We start from the raw sequence: 15722 nt of genomic DNA, 5'->3' as shown, positions 1-15722 counted from the left end.
GACCAGTCGGGAGGAGACCACACGGTGCGAACACGGAACTACGCGCGGACCATCCGGCAGTGCCCGAGCGTGCCCTGGCACGCTCCCAATCACCGGTGCTGGCACCCGGATCGAGCTCACGCTCATGAGGTCCAAACGCAACGCCGTGTCGAGAGCGCTCCAGAACGTGGGGGCATCGGGATCGATTCCTGCTGCCGCGCGCGAGTTCGCCCGCATGGGCGTGCTGGTGTTCGTGTGCGCTCCGAACGGGAAACACCCGATCACGCCGCAAGGCTTCCACGACGCGACAACCGATCTGAATCAGATCGAGGAGTGGTGGCGGACTCCGGGGTGGGCGAATGTGCTGCGACAGGAGATGAGAACAATGACCTCGGCACTGCGGGCCGCGGACCTGTCATTCACCGAATGGCTGAGCACCGGACAGATCGCCGTCATCCTCCGCTCCGCCTACGATCCCGCGATCGCCTCGACCCTGGACCGTCATGGCGACCTGGGCCAGGAACTGGCCACGGCCGGACTGGTCGCCGTGAACGAGGCCTGGGGGCATCTGCGCACGGACTCCGCCTATCACGCGGTGCTATGGGTTTCGGAATGGCCCAGGTCTCTCGTCCACCCAGGCTTCCTCGCCCCGGTGTTGCTGTCGACGGGAGTGCTGCGGTCGTTCTCCCTCATCGTCACGCCGATGCGCACCGATCAGGCCGCCCGCGATATCCGCAAGAAGAAGGTGGAATACGTCTCGGACGACGCCCAGCGGGCCCGGATCGGGCAGATCGAGGACGCCTCCCAGAACGCGGAGTACCAGGAGCAGCAGACCGACCTCACCGCCGGGCACGGGGTGTTGCGCTACAGCGGTCCCGTCTCCGTGACCGCTGACACGCTTGAGGATCTCGATGCGGCGGTCTCGGCGATCACCAAGGCCGCGATCCAGTCCTCCTGTGAGACCCGCAAGCTAGTCGGACAGCAAGCGAAGGCGTTCACCGCCGCTCTGCCACTGTGCCGACAGGTCTGACGAGTCGGGTGTACCTGAGGGGCATCACCGGAGACGAAAGAAGGTGCCGTGATGCCTACGCCTGCCCATCCTGCCGAGAGCGCAGAAGTTGCCAACACTGCCTTGCGAGATCTTGCGGACGCGACCATGGCGGTCAGAGATCCGGACCAGTTGTATGTCGTCATCTCCGACACCCTCGGAGGGGTGCGGGCCCTGGACCGGATTCTGCGCCGACGCGCGGAGGCCCACACCCGTCACCGGGAGCACGCGATCTGGGGTGTATCTAGGTTCTTGGACAGTTTTTTGAGATGAGAGGATCGAGATCATGTTAGCTAGTTGGAGGCGGCAGTTCTGTCCGTAGTTTAGGGCCGAGGCGGTGCAGTTGGTTTTGCAGTCTGACCGTTCGATGGCCCAGGTCGCTAGGGAGTTGGAGATCAATCCCGGCGCTTTGGGTAACTGGGTGCACAAGCACCGGAAGGCCAATCCAGCGCCGCAGCCGTCGCTGAGTCCGACCGATTATGGCAGGCTAGCTGTAATTCCCCGCGAGTGTTCACAACCTCCCGGGGAACTACACCTAGGAATCCGGAAAACCCGCCAAAACTCCAGCCTGAAGGATTTGAGCCCCTTGATTCGAAGCAATGGAACCACATCCTCTACGGAGAACGAGATAATAAAAGTTTTTCGGAAGCGCCGAAGGGCAAGGGCGGCCACTATCCAGGATTTGGGTGGATTTTTGAGAAGGAACGAGGTGTGCCTCGCACTGAGTTCCCTGAAGACTGGTCAAGAGACGATATTGCAGGCGCGATTGAAGAGGTGCTAGATCATGGTGAAGCGCTTGTGCGTGGTCATCGTACGTTACATAGGAAGTCTGTCGACGGTGTTGTTGTGCGAGTTGTGACGAGTCGGCGCAAGAATGGCATGAGATTCATTTCTACGGCACACCCAGAGTAAGATTGATATATGAGGTCCTATTTTGAGATTTTCTCTTCATTGAGGGATATCCTTCTTCCCGTGGTGGGGGATCAAGACACGACTATGGAAATTGCGCTGAGTTTGTCAGAACATAGGGAAATTCCTCTAGCTGTTGGCTTTTGTCTGACCTTGGCTTTAGAAGAAGACGTTCGTGTTCCGATGGAACTCTTGGATGAGGTTGCTCAGATGTTTGATGAGGATGATCCGGATGATGAGATTGCCATCGAGGATATTTCGCGTTTGCGTGAGTTGAATCAGCGAGTGGCATAGATCTACTTTTCACTGCCCCGTACCCGTTTGTGGTGCGGGGTTTTGTTGTGCCCGGTTGCTGGTGTGGTGTCCGGGTTTTTAGTGGTACGCGCCCGTTTTTTAGTGGTACGCGCCCGTTTTTTAGTGGTACGCGCCCGTTTTGCGCGGTCTCTTGATGAGTTGAAGGAAAGGGTGTGGTCGGGTTGTCCGAAAACACTGAACCGTCCTGGGTTTTGTGGCTCTTCACAATCGAGGGTGTAGACGGGGGTCTCGGGGAAGTGGCGCGTCGATAGCTGGATAGAGGTCGAGGCCTTCCGATGATGGAAGTTCCTACACAAGCCATCTGAAAGACCTCGACGTGCCTAACGCTACCTTCGACGACTGTGACCTGACCAAGTTTTGCCGGCTGGACGAGCTCGGCCTTCAAGCTACCGGGCAACGGGTGGAGCCCGGGCGGGCGGTACTGGCCTGTCGGGTGGTGGAGCCAGATGAGTGGTGTCACCGCTGTGGTTCTCAGGGCACCGCGCGGGGCACGGTGATCCGCCGGCTGGCGCACGAGCCGCTGGGCTGGAGGCCCACGACTCTGCACGTCACGGTTCGGCGCTACCGGTGCGCCGACTGCGCCCACGTCTGGCGCCAGGACACCACCGCCGCGGCAGAGCCGAAGGCCAAGCTCTCCCGCCGTGCCCTGCGCTGGGCCCTGGAAGCTCTGGTCGTGCAGCACCTGACCATCGCCCGGGTCGCCGAGGCGTTGGGGGTGCGGTGGAACACCGCCAACGACGCCGTGCTGGCCGAGGGCAAGCGTCTGCTCATCGACGACCCGGCCCGGTTTGACGGGGTCACCGCGATCGGCGTGGATGAACACGTCTGGCGCCATACCCGGCGTGGCGACAAGTACGTCACCGTGATCATCGACCTCACACCACTGCGCGTCGGCACCGGTCCGGCGAGGTTGCTGGACATGGTCGAGGGCCGCTCCAAACAGGCCTTCAAGACCTGGCTGGCCGAGCGTCCGGCTTCCTGGCGGGATGGCGTGGAGGTGGTGGCGATGGACGGGTTCACCGGCTTCAAGACCGCAGCCACTGAGGAGATCCCCGAAGCCACCACGGTCATGGACCCCTTCCATGTGGTCCGCCTGGCCGGAGACGCGCTCGAGCGATGCCGCCGGCGAGTCCAGCAACAGGTGAACGGCCACCGGGGCCGCAAACAGGATCCGCTCTACAAGGCCCGCCGGACCCTGCTGACCGGGGCCGACCTGCTCACCGAGAAGCAGTATTCCAGGATCCAGGACCTCTTCGAGGCTGACGAGCATGTGGAGGTCGAGGCCACGTGGGCGTTCTACCAGCACATGGTCGCCGCCTACCGCCAGACAGACAGGGCCGAGGGCAGGGCGATGATGGAGCAGCTGATCGCCAAGCTGGGCCGGGCAGTGCCGACCAAGCTCATCGAGCTGGCCGGTCTGGGTAGGACGTTGAAGAAAAGGGCGGCAGACATCCTGGCCTACTTCGACCGCCCCGGAACCTCCAACGGACCCACCGAGGCCATCAACGGACGACTCGAACACCTGCGCGGATCCGCCCTGGGCTTCCGGAATCTCACCAACTACATCGCCAGGTCCTTGCTCGAGAGCGGAGGATTCAAGCCCCGTCTACACCCTCGATTGTGAAGAGCCATGAAACTGCGCGAAATGTCGAAGGGTATGCGCGAGAAGATCCAGATCGCGCTCACCATGTCCCGCCGGGCCAAGCTTTACCTGCTTGATGAACCGATCAGCGGTATCGACCCGGCCGCGCGCGACGAGATCCTCGACACCGTCCTCAACAACCTGGCTCCCGACTCACTGTTGGTGATGTCAACTCACCTCATCCACGACCTTGAACCTGCTATCGACACGGTGGTGTTCATGCGCCACGGTCGTATCACGCTCACCGGCAACGCCGACGATCTGCGCGCTGAACACGGTCTGAGTATCGACCAGCTTTTCCGAAAGGTATTCCGATGACACTGACACTCTTAAAACACGAGTTCATCCGCACCCGCGTTCTGCTTGCGATCATCATCGGTGGCGCCCTCGCGGCGAGTGCTTTAGGCACGCTGCTGATGTGGATCAATCTGCCAGTCGTGAGTCACTTCGGGCCACCACTGATCGTGTTACCGATCGTGGCGCTCGTGCCCGCGACTCAAATCGCCCTCGCCATCGACTTTTGGTGTTCAGGGTTTCGCAGTGGAGGCTACCTCACTCACGCGATTCCGGTGAAAGGCGCAACTATCTTCTGGACGAAGTTATTGCACATGATGCTGGCGACGGCGGTCGTATTGATCATCGGATTCCCGCTGTTCTGGGCCGCCTGGTTCACGTTTGCGAGCTCACCAACCGCTGCTGGTTTGGGCCCTGAGGAGCCGAACTTGTTCGTGGCGTTGGGCTCGGGACTAGAGGCTATCAGCGACTTCATCCCGCTACCATTGCTCCTCGGAGTGTACCTGCCGATCGTGGTGCTATTCATATTTTTCACCTGGCCGGTGATGTACGCATTCATCGCCTCTGTCGGTAGCGAGGGTCCATTCGGTCGAATGGGCATTGGTGGCCTGGTTTTGATGGCCGTGATCACCTACGTCGGTAGCCAAGCCATTATCTTTCTTGCGATACTGGCTATTCCGTTGGGATTCGACTTCACTGTTGTTAGTGACGATGGAACACCGCAGCTGGTGGTCATCAACACCCTCGAGATCGCCTTTGCCGATGGTGACAGCGCCATCATGCCACTCGGCGTGTTCGTCGGAACGATCCTCACGCTTGTCATCGTCATGTGGCGCACCCACCGTTCCTGGAATCGGCACGTTTCACTCAACTAATTGTGCGGTGATGCGGCGGGCAGGATCCTAACCTGCCCGTCGCTGGCAGTGTGCCGGCACCGTTCGTGGTGGATGTGATTATTTTCTGCGGTCACGGCGATTCCCTCGGGATACCTGATAACTATCTATTGGTCTTGCATAACGATATAAGACTTGCCGTCGATGTGTTGTCGAGTACTCACACACTGTAAGGTCGACAAGGTGTCGTGAGGTGGCACCGGTACCGTCCCACCGTGGCTACCTCGAAGGAGATCCCATGAATCGTTGGGAAAAGACCCGGAACAGACTCACCACTCTGGTCGGAACCGCTGTTGTGCCTCTGACACTTAGCGCCTTCGGGGGCTATGAGTGGGTCCGAAGCTCAGCGGAGACGCCATTGTTGATCTCGACCCCGACGTGATCCTGGCACCGCGCTCAGGTATGACCCAGAAGCAGTACGACCTGCTGGACGATATCGGTCTGAGAGCGGCTTGTCTCGAGTTGACGTGGACCATCACGTGGGAAGAACAGATTCACACCGTCGCCACCGTTCTGGGGGAAGAAGACCAGGCCCCGAAGCTGATCGAAGAGATCGACCAGGAATTTCACGACCGTAGCTAGGAGGAATAGTCCAACGACACCTTCTCGTATATACCAGAAGGGACCAGGCACACCGGGCCTGCTCTTTCCTGGAGAGTAGCGCGTCCCGATGGAGAGCAAATTCGGTTTGACCGTAGACTCGGCGCTGATCGGACTCGAGAACATCGATATGCTCAAGAATCCCGATCTGAGTTTTATCTGGTATGACGATAAGGAAAACCGGAAAGTGATCGAAGGCCAAGATCTCTACGCTTCGATTCTGGCAATTGACAACGGTGTTGTGGTGGCACCGACCAGTCTTTGGTGACCGCATCCTCCATTATGAGCCCATTAACTGTGCCCTGGGTGCTGGACCGATACGAGACCCATGATCGATGAGACCGTCCAGAATGCTGAGGGCGAAGGCTCCGCGGACCACGCCGAGTAAAACACTAGTTCGCACCTGTCCTGCGCGGTGGCGACGACGCCTCCTGACAGCAGGTGCTGGCAGCCCGCTGGCCACCCGCCCTGGTCGGGGCAGTGGTCGGTGCTACTCTGGCTGTTTATCCAGGAGCTGACCCGCAACCCGCTGGAAGGGCCAGGGCTACCCCGGATGCCCACCGGGGCCTGCGTCGCGGTGGTAAACGGCTACTGCCTTCTTCGCATTACTCGGTGCCATCGCCGTGGTGATCCTGGTCTCGGTGCTAAGTCGGTCCTCCGGTAGCGAATCGGTCGTACCGCTGAGCCTGGCCGGAGCATGGTTTGACACCCACTGGGCGATACTGCCCGCGGTGCTTCTCGGTCATGGCAAACTCATTGCCGAAGATCCCGCCGCCCTGCTCCTCACCGCAGAGTTGGTCCACCGGGTCTTTGGCCCCGAGTGTGAGATCTTCCCTGACCCGCGCCCGATCGCAGAACGCACCGAGAAGTTCACCTCAAAAATAGTTATACTAGCCTCTATATAACTGTTATGGTTATATACATGACGAGCGTTCCCGTGATTTTCGACATCGTGGGGTCCCGTGATCTTCCCGATCGTGTCGTGGCCCATTCTGTGATCATGGATGCTTTTGCCCGTATCGAAGAGCAGATTGTGCCCGACCATCCGGCCTGGGCCACAGTGGGCGACGAGTTCCAAGCGGTCTACTTCTCGTGGCAGGACGCGGTGCGAAGCCTGTACCGTGTGCATCTTTTCTTGCCGGCAGAGGTCCAGGTACGTGCTGGAGTGGGCATGGGACGTATCACGACGATTGCTCGTAGCGTCACCGGGCCAATTCATGACGGGCCCGGCTGGATCGCAGCCCGGGAAGCCCTTAACGAAGCCGAGGTGCTCCAGCAATCCTTACCTGCCGTCAGACACCGCCTGCGCGGGGAGGATGCCGACCTGGCGGCGGCGGTTAACGCTCAATTTCTGGCCGTTGACCAGGTACTGGCCCGGTTCAAGTCCCGCGAACGTCGCATGGCCGGAGCCTTATTGCACGGGGTGACCCAACGGGAGATCGCCCAGTCCGAAGGAATCAGCCAGGCGGCAGTTTCCAAAGCCGTGCATCGGTCTGGGGCAGCTATGCTGTTACGGTTAGATCGCGAGTTGGCGGGGGAGACATCATGATGTTTGGTTGTGCCCTGCTAGTCATCGGGGTCAGTGATCTACTGGCCGTGTTCATCCGCCGGATGCCGGCCCGGTGGCTGATCGCGACGGTGTGGTGGCTACTGACCCTCATTGGTGCCACGGTCGTGACCCACTGGTGGCACGCAGCCGTGGCGGTCGTGCTCGCTCTCGTCTGGATGGTGGCTAGCCAACGCCACCTGATCTGGCGTGGTCCAGTGCTGGTCGTGCTACTGGCCGTGGTTTTCGGTGTCACGTGGGCGACTGGAGATCACGAGCCCAGCCCGATCGTTATGGCGACCGGATCGTTGGTGTTCTTATCCAGTACCGGCAATGAAGTGGTGCGCAGTGTTTTGGAACTTACCGGGCGTCACGAGATGCCCGGCCAACACCGGCCCCCGGAGGAGGAAGGCTCCACAGCCTCCTCACTGCGAGGTGGTCGTATCATCGGTCCGTTGGAACGGATCATCATTTATGTGCTGGCCTTGACGGGTGCCCAAGGCATTGTGGCAGCCCTGATTGCCGCCAAAGGGATTGTGCGCTTTCCCGAAATTTCCGCCGATCGTCGGATCGGGGCCCGGGCGGAAGAATTTCTCATCGGGTCCTTGACGAGCTGGGGTCTGGCCGGAGCGCTCGCGGCTGCCACGCTCGTTCTCTAGGCCCCATCTGTCGTGTTCCCTCAGTCCGGGCGGGCCGGTCACCGCCCGGTCAGGCGCATCAGTCTCCGGCCGGCCACGATGATCTCGGCGGGGGTTTGCGCGGGATCGCAGAACAGAACCGGGGTACCGGCTTGAGGTTTCCCGGCGCAACGGGGCAGATGCGCGGTGGCTCGACTCAGGGTTGCCACCGCCGGGGCCAGTGAATCCGCCCAGCGAGTGCGTAGCAGTCGGGCAATCCGTTGTATCGGTTCGGGTAGCATGAGACAGGTGCCGTCGAGCCCGTCAAGGTAGCGTCGCGGGTGATGGGGATCCAGGCGTAACCAGCCGGTGAATTCCCCCGGTTCGGCCACGCCAGTGGGTTCACACGCCAACAGAATCTGGGTTTCGGCTCCGGACCCGATCGGCCCAGCCGGAGCTGTCGGGCTGGGCGACGGCCTGTACCGAGGTGGTGAGGAAACCGATGCCGTGGAGTCGGTAGCCACCGGCCCGACGGAACACCTCGGCCGACGCCGGGTTATCCTCACCGATATAGGTGACCCGCAGGGGGCGGCCCACCAGTCCACCCCGGGCCAGTCCGGCCCTAAGCCCCCTAACTCGCGAACGTCCGTGGAAGACAGAGGCGTCTTTGCCTTTCTGTTTGATATGTCGGTCGATAGCTTTGTAACCATCAAATTCACGAAGTTTATCTTTAATTTTGATGATCGTTCTGGTCGCCATGTCGCTGATCTTTGGCTGGCTGGTGCCAGCATTTAGCATGATGGGGACAGATGCCGCGCCGTTCGGGATATTGTGGTTGCTGTTTGGGTGGATCTTTCCCGTCATTCAGCTCGTGTTGTTCCGTGTGGTGCTGGAGCTATTCATCGCGACGATTCGCACCGTGCAGAATACCGCTGGTACTCGCCAGGAAATTCAGGTGCTGCGTTAGGAGCTTGCGCAGCGCAACTGAGTTTCACAGCTAATCCGGCTGTTTTTAAGAGGCGATCGCCCGTGTGGTGATCGCCGCTTTGATGTGTGTGATGGTCGTGGCTGTGAGTGCAGATCGACATCGTCGCCAGCTTGAGTTCTGCCGACCTTTCTAACATCCAATTGATGTTGCATAACAAAGTAAGTGTACCCTAAACTTTAAGGTCGAGTAGATACACACCGTGGGCTCGATGAGGTGTCCTCAGCAAGCGCTGTTTGGCCTTGACTACCTAGAAAGGGATTTCATGAATCATTGGCAGAAGACCCGACACGGAATAACTGTTGTGGCAGGAACTGCTGTTTTAGCTCTGACACTCAGCGCTTGCGGTGGTGAGAACGGGCCAGATGACCAGGCAGAGGACAACGGTGCATTCGAAACCGTGGAGATTGAACATGCCCTGGGTACCGCAATTATTGAGGACAAGCCCGAGCGCGTCGTGACCCTTGGTCAGGGCTCGACGGAGACGGCCATTGCCCTAGGTGTGACCCCGGTGGGTATTGAGGAATACCCATGGGGTGCTGATGACACCGGCTACTTGCCCTGGATCCATGAAGCCGTGGAAGAGGTCGGTGATGAATTGCCCGAACAGTTCACCGGCGGTACAGAACTTGATATCGAAGCCATTGTTGATCTTGAACCCGACGTCATCCTCGCACCGTGGTCAGGTATTACCCAGGAGCAGTACGACCTGCTCGACGATATCGCACCGACGGTAGCTTATCCGGAGTTGCCCTGGACCATCACCTGGGAAGAACAGATTGAGACCGTCTCTACCGCACTGGGCGAAAAAGAACGGGCCCCGGAGCTGATTGATCAGATCGAGCAGGAATTCGAAGACTATAGTCACGAGGAATGGTCTGACTACACGTTCTCTTATATTTACAACGATGGACCAGGAACGCTCGGCGTGTTCTTCCCCGGAGAGCAGCGCGTCCAGATGGTGAGCAAGCTCGGGTTGCAAGTGGATCCGGCAGTTGAGGACATGAAGGAATTCGAGGTCGAAGGGACCGACTCGGCAATGATCGGACTCGAAAACGCTGATATGCTCAATGACTCCGATCTGATCTTCACCTGGTATTCCGATGAGGACAATCGCGAAGAGACGGAAGGACAGGACCTCTACGCCTCAATTCCGGCGATCGACAACGGTGCCGTGGTAGCACCGACCGACCAATCCTTTGTAACCGCATCCTCCATCATTAGCCCGCTGACGGTGCCCTGGGTGTTGGACCGTTACGAGCCGATGATCGATGAAGCGGTCGAGAATGTGGAGGGTGAAGGCTCCGCTGACGACGCCGAGTGAAAGCCTGGATCGCACCTGTTCTGTGCCTATTCTTTTTGCTGCTAGCCAGTGCCGCATCAATCGCCTACGGGTCTCGGGAGAATGACCTCCGCGAGGTAATTGACGTGTTGCGCGGTGGCGGTGACGCCCACTTACAACAGGTTCTGGCAGCTCGCTGGCCACGCACCGTGGTCGGTGCCACCGTCGGTGCCTCCCTGGCCGTTTCGGGTGTGATTATCCAAGGTCTCACGCGTAACCCACTGGGTGAACCCGGTCTGCTGGGTGTGACCACGGGGGCCTCAGCCGCTGTGGTCACCGCGGTTGCGTTCTTCGGGTTCTCCGCTACGGTCGGGCCCGCCACGGTGCTGGTCGCATTACCCGGGGCCATCGTCGTGGTGGTCTTGGTCTACGTCCTCAGCCGGTCGTCCGGAAGCCAATCGGTGGTGCCCCTCATTCTAGCGGGGGCCGTGGTCTCGGCGGTGCTGACCGCCTATATTCAAGCCATGGTGCTCACGCGGCCACAGGTTTTCGACTCCTACCGGCACTGGGTAGTTGGTTCCTTGGCTGGAGCCCAATTCGAAACCCTGTGGGCCGTACTGCCCGCGGTGATCCTTGGACTGCTCTTGGCCGTGATCCTTGCCCCGGGGCTGAACACCCTGGCCTTGGGTGATGAGGTGGCGGTGTCGCTGGGGGCCCCAGTCGTTGCCATCCGTGCCGGAGGAATTCTGGCGGCCACGCTGTTGGCAGCAGCCGCCACCGCGGCGGTGGGACCTATCGCATTCATCGGGTTGGCAGCCCCGCACCTGGTGCGGTCCTTGGTTGGTGGTGACTTTCGGCAGCAGGTACCCGTTGCCATTCTGCTGGGAGCCTCCCTGTTATTGGCCTCCGACGTCGTGGCTCGGGTGATCACCCGGCCCGAAGAACTCATGGTCGGTGTCGTGACCGCCTTTCTGGGTGCTCCCTTTCTCTTGGTGGCGGTACGCCGCGGAAAGGTGGCAGTATGACCACCGCACCATCCCGTTCACGCCCCACGCTACGACGTGGCGAGAACATGTTGACCCTCGGCAACATTGTGGCCATTCCCTACAGCCCCCGGAGCGCTGTACTGGCCGTGGTGTCGATTCTGGTTATTCTGGTCTTGGCAACGGGCATTGTGGCTTGGGGGCCGATGGGGCTTGGGCCGGCCGAACTGAGCGCGCTGCTGAGAGGGGAGGCTGAACCCAGCACGATCTTTGTGCTTGAACGCCTCCGTGGCCCCCGGGTATTAGTCGCTATCGGCGTCGGTATTGCTTTAGGACTCGCCGGGGCGCTGTTCCAAACGGTCACCCGTAATCCGCTGGGTAGCCCCGATGTGATCGGGTTGAGCGCTGGAGCTGGTGCTGGAGTGGCGGTGGCGACCATGTTCTTTCCCGGGATGGTTTCCGCATCGGTGGGTTCTCTCATCGGCGCGGCCGTCGCGGTCGGACTGGTGTGGATTTCTACCGGCTTGGGCTTTGCCTCCCCCTCTCGGGTCATCGTGACCGGAATCGGTGTGGCCGCGATGTCGCTGTCGATCACCCACTACGTGGTGGCTGTGGATGTGCGGGATTCTGCCTCCCAGCTCGCCGCCTACCTTGCTGGGTCACTGGGGGCACGAAATATGGAACACGCCACGACCATCGGCATCGCCCTGCTGGTGCTGATCCCGGCGGTCATCGCCCTCAGCCACCACCTGACTCCGATGGATATGGGCGATGAACTGGCCGATACGTTGGGTAGCTCGGCTACCAGCACGCGCGCCTGGGCGATTGTGCTTGCGGTCATCTTGGCCGCCATGGCGGTCTCTGTGTCCGGACCGATTGCCTTCGTGGCGCTATCGGCGCCACATATTGCACGCCAAGCCACGCGCACCCCGGGCCCCCACCTGTTTCTGTCCGCCCTGGTGGGTGCACTGATAATGTTGGCCGCTGACTTCTTGGTTCAACACGTCCCGCTATTTGACGGGCTCCCGGTGGGGGTGATCACCACCGGTGTCGGCGGGGTGTATTTGGGATACTTGCTGATCAGTACGTGGAGGAGGTCCACTCGATGAGCACCTCATCGCTAGCAGAGGCATCATTACAGGCCACGGGCATCACGGTGGGCTATGGCGGGAAGCCACCGGTTTTAGAGAATCTGGACTTCCAGGTTCCTGCCGGACAATTCACCGCGATCGTAGGGCCCAATGGCTGTGGCAAATCCACGTTAGTGAAAACCTTGGCCCGGACCCTGACCCCCTCCGCCGGTCACGTGAGCCTGGATGGGCGCCCCTTGGACCGGTACCGCTCTAAACAGATTGCCCGTCGTGTGGCATTACTTCCACAAGATCCGGTGGTCCCCGATGGGGTCACGGTCCGTGGGCTGGTCGCTCGAGGACGCCACCCCTACCATTCGGCACTGCGCCAATGGGTGGCCGGTGACGACGGAAAGATTGCAACGGCTATGGCCGCCACCGACGTGACTGCCCTGGCCGACCAGCCGGTCGCAGGACTGTCTGGAGGCCAGCGTCAGCGTGCCTGGATCGCAATGATTCTCGCCCAGGACACCGAGTACGTGCTCCTCGATGAGCCGACGTCCTTCCTGGATCTAGCCCACCAGATCGAGGTCTTGACGATCTGTCGCCGAATGCGCGATGAACGTCGCAGTGTGGTGGCAGTGCTTCACGACCTGAATCAAGCCGCCCGCTACGCCGATCAGCTGGTGGTCTTAGCCGGCGGGAACATTGTCGCAACCGGGGCACCCCACAATGTGCTCACCGCCGCATTGGTGCATGAAGTCTTCGACTTGGAGTGCGAGATTTTCCCCGATCCGCAATCCGGTAGCCCCATGGTGGTGCCGCTGGCTCCTTAGCCTCGCAAGGGTCATTGGCAGGGTAATGTCAGCACTTCCTCCGGGCGTGCCGGCGGTGGTCCTCGAGGAGATCGACAATATCGTCGGGCGATTTGCGTCACTGGTGTTGGATCACCAGGGTGGGGTATGTCGCGGGGTGATGAGGCCGGGCACGTCGATGGCGCGTAAGCGATGCAGCCAATCGGGTAGGGAGGTGTCCAAGTTTGTTGAAACCGGTTCCTCTAGCGTCCGGTCATCCGTGCGGAACGTGGCGGCGTGGATGCGGGAACTCCCACCCGGAAATAGGACAGTGGTCGGTGGTTGTGCTGGGATTGTTGATCGTGGGATGTGACCCAGCGGTGGAGATAGGACGCGGTGGCCGGTGCGTCAATCATTTCGGTGGCCGGTGCCACGGATAACCCGAGCTGGTGCAACCGTAACCACAACCTGTGCAAGGTTCTGCCGGCGTCGATGATCTGGGCGGGACTCTCGGCGGGGGCAGAAAACAGCACGGGTGTGCCACGGGTTTGGGTGTGATGTTCCGCGGTGGATGTGCCGGGGGACCTGAAGCGGGTGTGAACCCTAGCTAGCATCCGGGAGGTGGCCGAGAGCGGTGTCGCCAGGATGTCGGCGAGTGGAGTGCGTGCCACCCGGGCCAGGCGTTGCACTGCCGGTGGTAGCAGCAGGCAACCGCCGTCGAGCCCGTCGAGGTGACGCCGCGGATGGTGCGGATCCAGGCGTAACCATCCGGTGAGTTCGCGGATCAGCTCGGGCGAGGAGCTCAAATGTCTCGAGGCGATGGTTTCCAGGTCGCTGATGCGGGGGTCGGTGAATTCGACCGCCTGGGGGAATTCAGCGAGCGCCGTGGCCACAACATCCGACGCTGGTGTCAGCATGCCACGATAGACCCGACGGGAGAGCACATCCTCGGCACTGAAGTCATCGGTCGGTGCGGCGAGGGGTTGTAGCCGGAGCCGGATGCTGGTGTTGGCGCCCGAGCCAGTGACAGATTCGATGCTGAGCCGGTGTGGGTTCTCACTGTCCTGGCTGGCTGCAATTTTCAGGGATTCAATCCAGCAGCCCAGAGCAAGATAGAGGTCTCGGTCGGTGGGGTCACCGTAGATTAAGCGCCGTTCCGGGTGGACGCCCAGGTTGATGATTTTCTTGGGGGCGTCAACAAGGGGGTTCCAGGGCTGTGTGTTGTGGGCTGAGGGGGCCCGACCAGCGATCTGAATCCAGCCCTGGAGTCGATCGGCCCAGCCGGAGCTGTCGGGCTGGGTGATGGCCTGTACCGAGGTGGTGAGGAAACCGATGCCGTGGAGTCGGTAGCCACCGGCCCGGCGGAACACCTCGGCCGACGCCGGGTTATCCTCACCGATATCGGTGACCCGCAGGGTGCGGTAGCCGGCAGCGGAGAGCTGGGCAAATAACTGGCGGGAGACTAAGGAGAGCAGTCCCCGTCCCTGAAGCTGCGGTCGGTGCCCTGGGTGATCAACACGGCATCGCGCAACGAACTGGTGCGGTGTGGAACCGGGCGGAGTTTCTCTCCGGCTAGCTCGGCCAGCTGGCGAGGGCCCAGACGGCCGTTATGGGAGCGCAGGATACTCACCGGATCGGGGACCACCAGCGCAAAACTGGCCGGGCCTGTTGATGCGGACGGGGACAGGTCGTGGTCGAGGATCACAACGAGCCGGGGATCCATCAGTACTTCTAAGCCGGCCGCCTGAGCCCTCATTTGGGCCGGGGAGATCTGAGTGTAGTAGGGAAGCTGGGCAAAGGCCGCATTGTGCCCGGCCCGCAGGTGTTCTACCACACCGGATCGGCCCCGTAGATTCCAGCGGGTGACTTTCCGCGGGCGCACTCCGGCCCGCCGGTACTCCTCGACCGTGGGCGGGGTTCGGTACTGGTCCGGGATGGTTGCGACCGGAAGTTCCCAGGTGGCAGCCGGATACACCGTGGTGTAACCGAACTCTTCGGCCACATCCACTAGGACGGGGTCGTTGTAGGTCGAGTCGAAGAAACCAGGGTGCTCAAATCCAGAGAGCACGGCCCCGCCGGTCTGGTTCGGCAGTAGGCTGACCGGCCCAAAAATCTGGCGGAAACCCTGCTGTTCTGCCCGGGCGTGGATCCCGGTCAGCAGCGCTCGGAGTGCTGCTCGGTTCCGGTACAGTAGCGCCCCGAAATATAGGGCCGGTCCACCACTCAGCAAGCCCGAACCGCTCAGCTTGGCATCCACGGTGTGTGAGGCGTGCATGGTGGCGTGGGCGTGGATCTGGCCGGTGGTGTCCTCTCGGACGACCAGCATCCGGCACCAATCCACCTCGGGGTGGTGTCCGGTGAGCCAGGCGCGCAGGTCATCGGCGAGGACGGGCACCATCTTGTCTCGCCAGCCGGCACCGACGGGAGGGTCGGCGACCAGCTGATTCAGCTCCCGGTGCGGGGTGAGTAGCTCTTCACACCGTAGCGTCACGGCGGTCCCGCAGGCGCTGAATGGTGTCGACCCCGGAGCCCACCAGGGCTTTGGCCAGGGAAGTCGCGATCCCCACGCCCTGAATGGTGGCGCGGGCAGCCCGAGACAGCACCGGTGGTGGGGTCTCCCCGGGGGCCGGGCGGGACCACTCGGTCAGTACCTGCAGCTGGTCATGCTCGGCCGACCAGGTGCCATTGGCGTATCCGATGTCGTCGGCCTCAAGAATCCGAATGAATCCGCCCACCACCGGATTAGCGTTGGGACCGCTGGGTAG

Annotated in this window: 21 protein-coding genes and 3 pseudogenes; 19 read left to right on the top strand and 5 right to left on the bottom strand. The window is 61.1% G+C overall.

Annotation, left to right across the window (positions count from 1 at the left end; genetic code table 11):
* Window positions 1-124: 124 nt before the first annotated feature.
* The 14 genes and pseudogenes from DCC27_RS12855 to DCC27_RS09240 form a co-directional block, all read left to right on the top strand.
* Window positions 125-283 (top strand): annotated as a pseudogene (locus DCC27_RS12855) (DNA primase); the annotation flags it as partial.
* 28 nt (window positions 284-311) lie between these two features.
* Window positions 312-1009 (top strand): annotated as a pseudogene (locus DCC27_RS09290) (SCO6880 family protein); the annotation flags it as partial.
* A 51-nt stretch (window positions 1010-1060) separates the two neighbouring features.
* Complete coding sequence (locus tag DCC27_RS09285) at window positions 1061-1300, top strand: hypothetical protein (protein ID WP_110100954.1); 240 nt, start codon at window positions 1061-1063, stop codon at window positions 1298-1300.
* Window positions 1301-1361: 61 nt separating this feature from the next.
* A pseudogene (locus tag DCC27_RS12850) lies at window positions 1362-1460 on the top strand (transposase); the annotation flags it as partial.
* Between the two features lie 74 nt (window positions 1461-1534).
* Window positions 1535-1939: an EndoU domain-containing protein gene (locus tag DCC27_RS12845; RefSeq protein WP_158278448.1), complete on the top strand. Its 405-nt coding sequence runs from the start codon at window positions 1535-1537 to the stop codon at window positions 1937-1939.
* Window positions 1940-2023: 84 nt separating this feature from the next.
* Window positions 2024-2230, top strand: coding sequence for a hypothetical protein (locus tag DCC27_RS12110; protein ID WP_146206417.1), 207 nt, complete (start codon window positions 2024-2026; stop codon window positions 2228-2230).
* Between the two features lie 337 nt (window positions 2231-2567).
* A complete protein-coding gene (locus tag DCC27_RS09275; protein WP_117328628.1) occupies window positions 2568-3875 on the top strand; it encodes an ISL3 family transposase in 1308 nt (435 codons plus the stop codon).
* A gap of 6 nt (window positions 3876-3881) precedes the next feature.
* Window positions 3882-4211 (top strand): AAA family ATPase, encoded by a 330-nt coding sequence (locus tag DCC27_RS09270; RefSeq protein ID WP_110101455.1) that lies wholly within the window; start codon window positions 3882-3884, stop codon window positions 4209-4211.
* Window positions 4208-5062: a hypothetical protein gene (locus DCC27_RS09265; RefSeq protein ID WP_110110716.1), complete on the top strand. Its 855-nt coding sequence runs from the start codon at window positions 4208-4210 to the stop codon at window positions 5060-5062. Before DCC27_RS09270 ends, DCC27_RS09265 begins: the two co-directional genes overlap by 4 nt.
* Window positions 5063-5410: 348 nt before the next feature.
* Window positions 5411-5662: an ABC transporter substrate-binding protein gene (locus DCC27_RS09260; RefSeq protein ID WP_110101456.1), complete on the top strand. Its 252-nt coding sequence runs from the start codon at window positions 5411-5413 to the stop codon at window positions 5660-5662.
* Window positions 5663-5750: 88 nt separating this feature from the next.
* On the top strand, window positions 5751-5948 hold the full coding sequence (locus DCC27_RS09255) for a hypothetical protein (RefSeq protein WP_110099197.1): 198 nt from the start codon (window positions 5751-5753) through the stop codon (window positions 5946-5948).
* 355 nt (window positions 5949-6303) lie between these two features.
* On the top strand, window positions 6304-6585 hold the full coding sequence (locus DCC27_RS09250; RefSeq protein ID WP_110099198.1) for a hypothetical protein: 282 nt from the start codon (window positions 6304-6306) through the stop codon (window positions 6583-6585).
* Window positions 6586-6602: 17 nt separating this feature from the next.
* A complete protein-coding gene (locus tag DCC27_RS09245) occupies window positions 6603-7229 on the top strand; it encodes a SatD family protein (protein ID WP_158278489.1) in 627 nt (208 codons plus the stop codon).
* Window positions 7226-7885, top strand: a complete 660-nt coding sequence (locus DCC27_RS09240; protein ID WP_110101458.1) for a hypothetical protein — start codon at window positions 7226-7228, stop codon at window positions 7883-7885. The genes DCC27_RS09245 and DCC27_RS09240 overlap by 4 nt, the downstream gene beginning before the upstream one ends.
* A gap of 38 nt (window positions 7886-7923) precedes the next feature.
* On the opposite strand, the gene DCC27_RS09235 is transcribed toward DCC27_RS09240, so the two are convergent.
* Window positions 7924-8235, bottom strand: coding sequence for a hypothetical protein (locus tag DCC27_RS09235; protein WP_110101459.1), 312 nt, complete (start codon window positions 8233-8235; stop codon window positions 7924-7926).
* 10 nt (window positions 8236-8245) lie between these two features.
* On the bottom strand, window positions 8246-8602 hold the full coding sequence (locus tag DCC27_RS09230) for a hypothetical protein (protein WP_110110713.1): 357 nt from the start codon (window positions 8600-8602) through the stop codon (window positions 8246-8248).
* Between DCC27_RS09230 and DCC27_RS09225 the strand changes: the two genes are divergently transcribed.
* From DCC27_RS09225 to DCC27_RS09205, 5 genes are all read left to right on the top strand, one after another.
* Window positions 8601-8810, top strand: a complete 210-nt coding sequence (locus DCC27_RS09225; protein ID WP_158278488.1) for a DUF4282 domain-containing protein — start codon at window positions 8601-8603, stop codon at window positions 8808-8810. The genes DCC27_RS09230 and DCC27_RS09225 overlap by 2 nt on opposite strands.
* Before the next feature lie 283 nt (window positions 8811-9093).
* Window positions 9094-10152 (top strand): iron-siderophore ABC transporter substrate-binding protein, encoded by a 1059-nt coding sequence (locus tag DCC27_RS09220; RefSeq protein WP_110101462.1) that lies wholly within the window; start codon window positions 9094-9096, stop codon window positions 10150-10152.
* Between the two features lie 35 nt (window positions 10153-10187).
* The gene (locus tag DCC27_RS09215) at window positions 10188-11135 is read left to right on the top strand and encodes an iron ABC transporter permease (protein ID WP_233242920.1); all 948 of its coding nucleotides are present in this window, start codon (window positions 10188-10190) and stop codon (window positions 11133-11135) included.
* Window positions 11132-12202: an iron chelate uptake ABC transporter family permease subunit gene (locus tag DCC27_RS09210; RefSeq protein ID WP_183145630.1), complete on the top strand. Its 1071-nt coding sequence runs from the start codon at window positions 11132-11134 to the stop codon at window positions 12200-12202. The genes DCC27_RS09215 and DCC27_RS09210 overlap by 4 nt, the downstream gene beginning before the upstream one ends.
* Window positions 12199-12999 carry an ABC transporter ATP-binding protein gene (locus tag DCC27_RS09205; RefSeq protein ID WP_110101464.1) on the top strand — a complete coding sequence of 267 codons (801 nt, stop codon included), beginning with the start codon at window positions 12199-12201 and terminating at the stop codon, window positions 12997-12999. The genes DCC27_RS09210 and DCC27_RS09205 overlap by 4 nt, the downstream gene beginning before the upstream one ends.
* Window positions 13000-13220: 221 nt before the next feature.
* On the opposite strand, the gene DCC27_RS09200 is transcribed toward DCC27_RS09205, so the two are convergent.
* The 3 genes from DCC27_RS09200 to DCC27_RS09190 all read right to left on the bottom strand — a co-directional run bounded on the left by DCC27_RS09200 (window position 13221) and on the right by DCC27_RS09190 (window position 15692).
* Window positions 13221-14327, bottom strand: a complete 1107-nt coding sequence (locus DCC27_RS09200) for a hypothetical protein (RefSeq protein WP_110110712.1) — start codon at window positions 14325-14327, stop codon at window positions 13221-13223.
* 92 nt (window positions 14328-14419) lie between these two features.
* Window positions 14420-15448: a hypothetical protein gene (locus tag DCC27_RS09195; RefSeq protein ID WP_110099203.1), complete on the bottom strand. Its 1029-nt coding sequence runs from the start codon at window positions 15446-15448 to the stop codon at window positions 14420-14422.
* Window positions 15432-15692, bottom strand: coding sequence for a hypothetical protein (locus DCC27_RS09190; protein WP_110099204.1), 261 nt, complete (start codon window positions 15690-15692; stop codon window positions 15432-15434). The genes DCC27_RS09195 and DCC27_RS09190 overlap by 17 nt, the downstream gene beginning before the upstream one ends.
* Between the last annotated feature and the right edge of the window lie 30 nt (window positions 15693-15722).

Origin of the sequence: Auritidibacter sp. NML130574 (assembly GCF_003185725.2) — a bacterium.
Taxonomy (GTDB): Bacteria; Actinomycetota; Actinomycetes; order Actinomycetales; family Micrococcaceae; genus Auritidibacter; species Auritidibacter ignavus.
This window is presented reverse-complemented; position numbering and strand designations above follow the sequence as displayed.

Excerpts from the sequence above, each read along its gene's own strand:
- DCC27_RS09285 (WP_110100954.1), top strand. The coding sequence starts at position 1,061 with ATGCCTACGCCTGCCCATCCTGCCGAGAGCGCAGAAGTTGCCAACACT.
- DCC27_RS12110 (WP_146206417.1), top strand. The coding sequence starts at position 2,024 with ATGGAAATTGCGCTGAGTTTGTCAGAACATAGGGAAATTCCTCTAGCT.
- DCC27_RS09270 (WP_110101455.1), top strand. The coding sequence starts at position 3,882 with ATGAAACTGCGCGAAATGTCGAAGGGTATGCGCGAGAAGATCCAGATC.
- DCC27_RS09265 (WP_110110716.1), top strand. The coding sequence starts at position 4,208 with ATGACACTGACACTCTTAAAACACGAGTTCATCCGCACCCGCGTTCTG.
- DCC27_RS09255 (WP_110099197.1), top strand. The coding sequence starts at position 5,751 with ATGGAGAGCAAATTCGGTTTGACCGTAGACTCGGCGCTGATCGGACTC.
- DCC27_RS09245 (WP_158278489.1), top strand. The coding sequence starts at position 6,603 with ATGACGAGCGTTCCCGTGATTTTCGACATCGTGGGGTCCCGTGATCTT.
- DCC27_RS09240 (WP_110101458.1), top strand. The coding sequence starts at position 7,226 with ATGATGTTTGGTTGTGCCCTGCTAGTCATCGGGGTCAGTGATCTACTG.
- DCC27_RS09225 (WP_158278488.1), top strand. The coding sequence starts at position 8,601 with ATGTCGCTGATCTTTGGCTGGCTGGTGCCAGCATTTAGCATGATGGGG.
- DCC27_RS09230 (WP_110110713.1), bottom strand. The coding sequence starts at position 8,602 with ATGGCGACCAGAACGATCATCAAAATTAAAGATAAACTTCGTGAATTT.
- DCC27_RS09220 (WP_110101462.1), top strand. The coding sequence starts at position 9,094 with ATGAATCATTGGCAGAAGACCCGACACGGAATAACTGTTGTGGCAGGA.
- DCC27_RS09210 (WP_183145630.1), top strand. The coding sequence starts at position 11,132 with ATGACCACCGCACCATCCCGTTCACGCCCCACGCTACGACGTGGCGAG.
- DCC27_RS09205 (WP_110101464.1), top strand. The coding sequence starts at position 12,199 with ATGAGCACCTCATCGCTAGCAGAGGCATCATTACAGGCCACGGGCATC.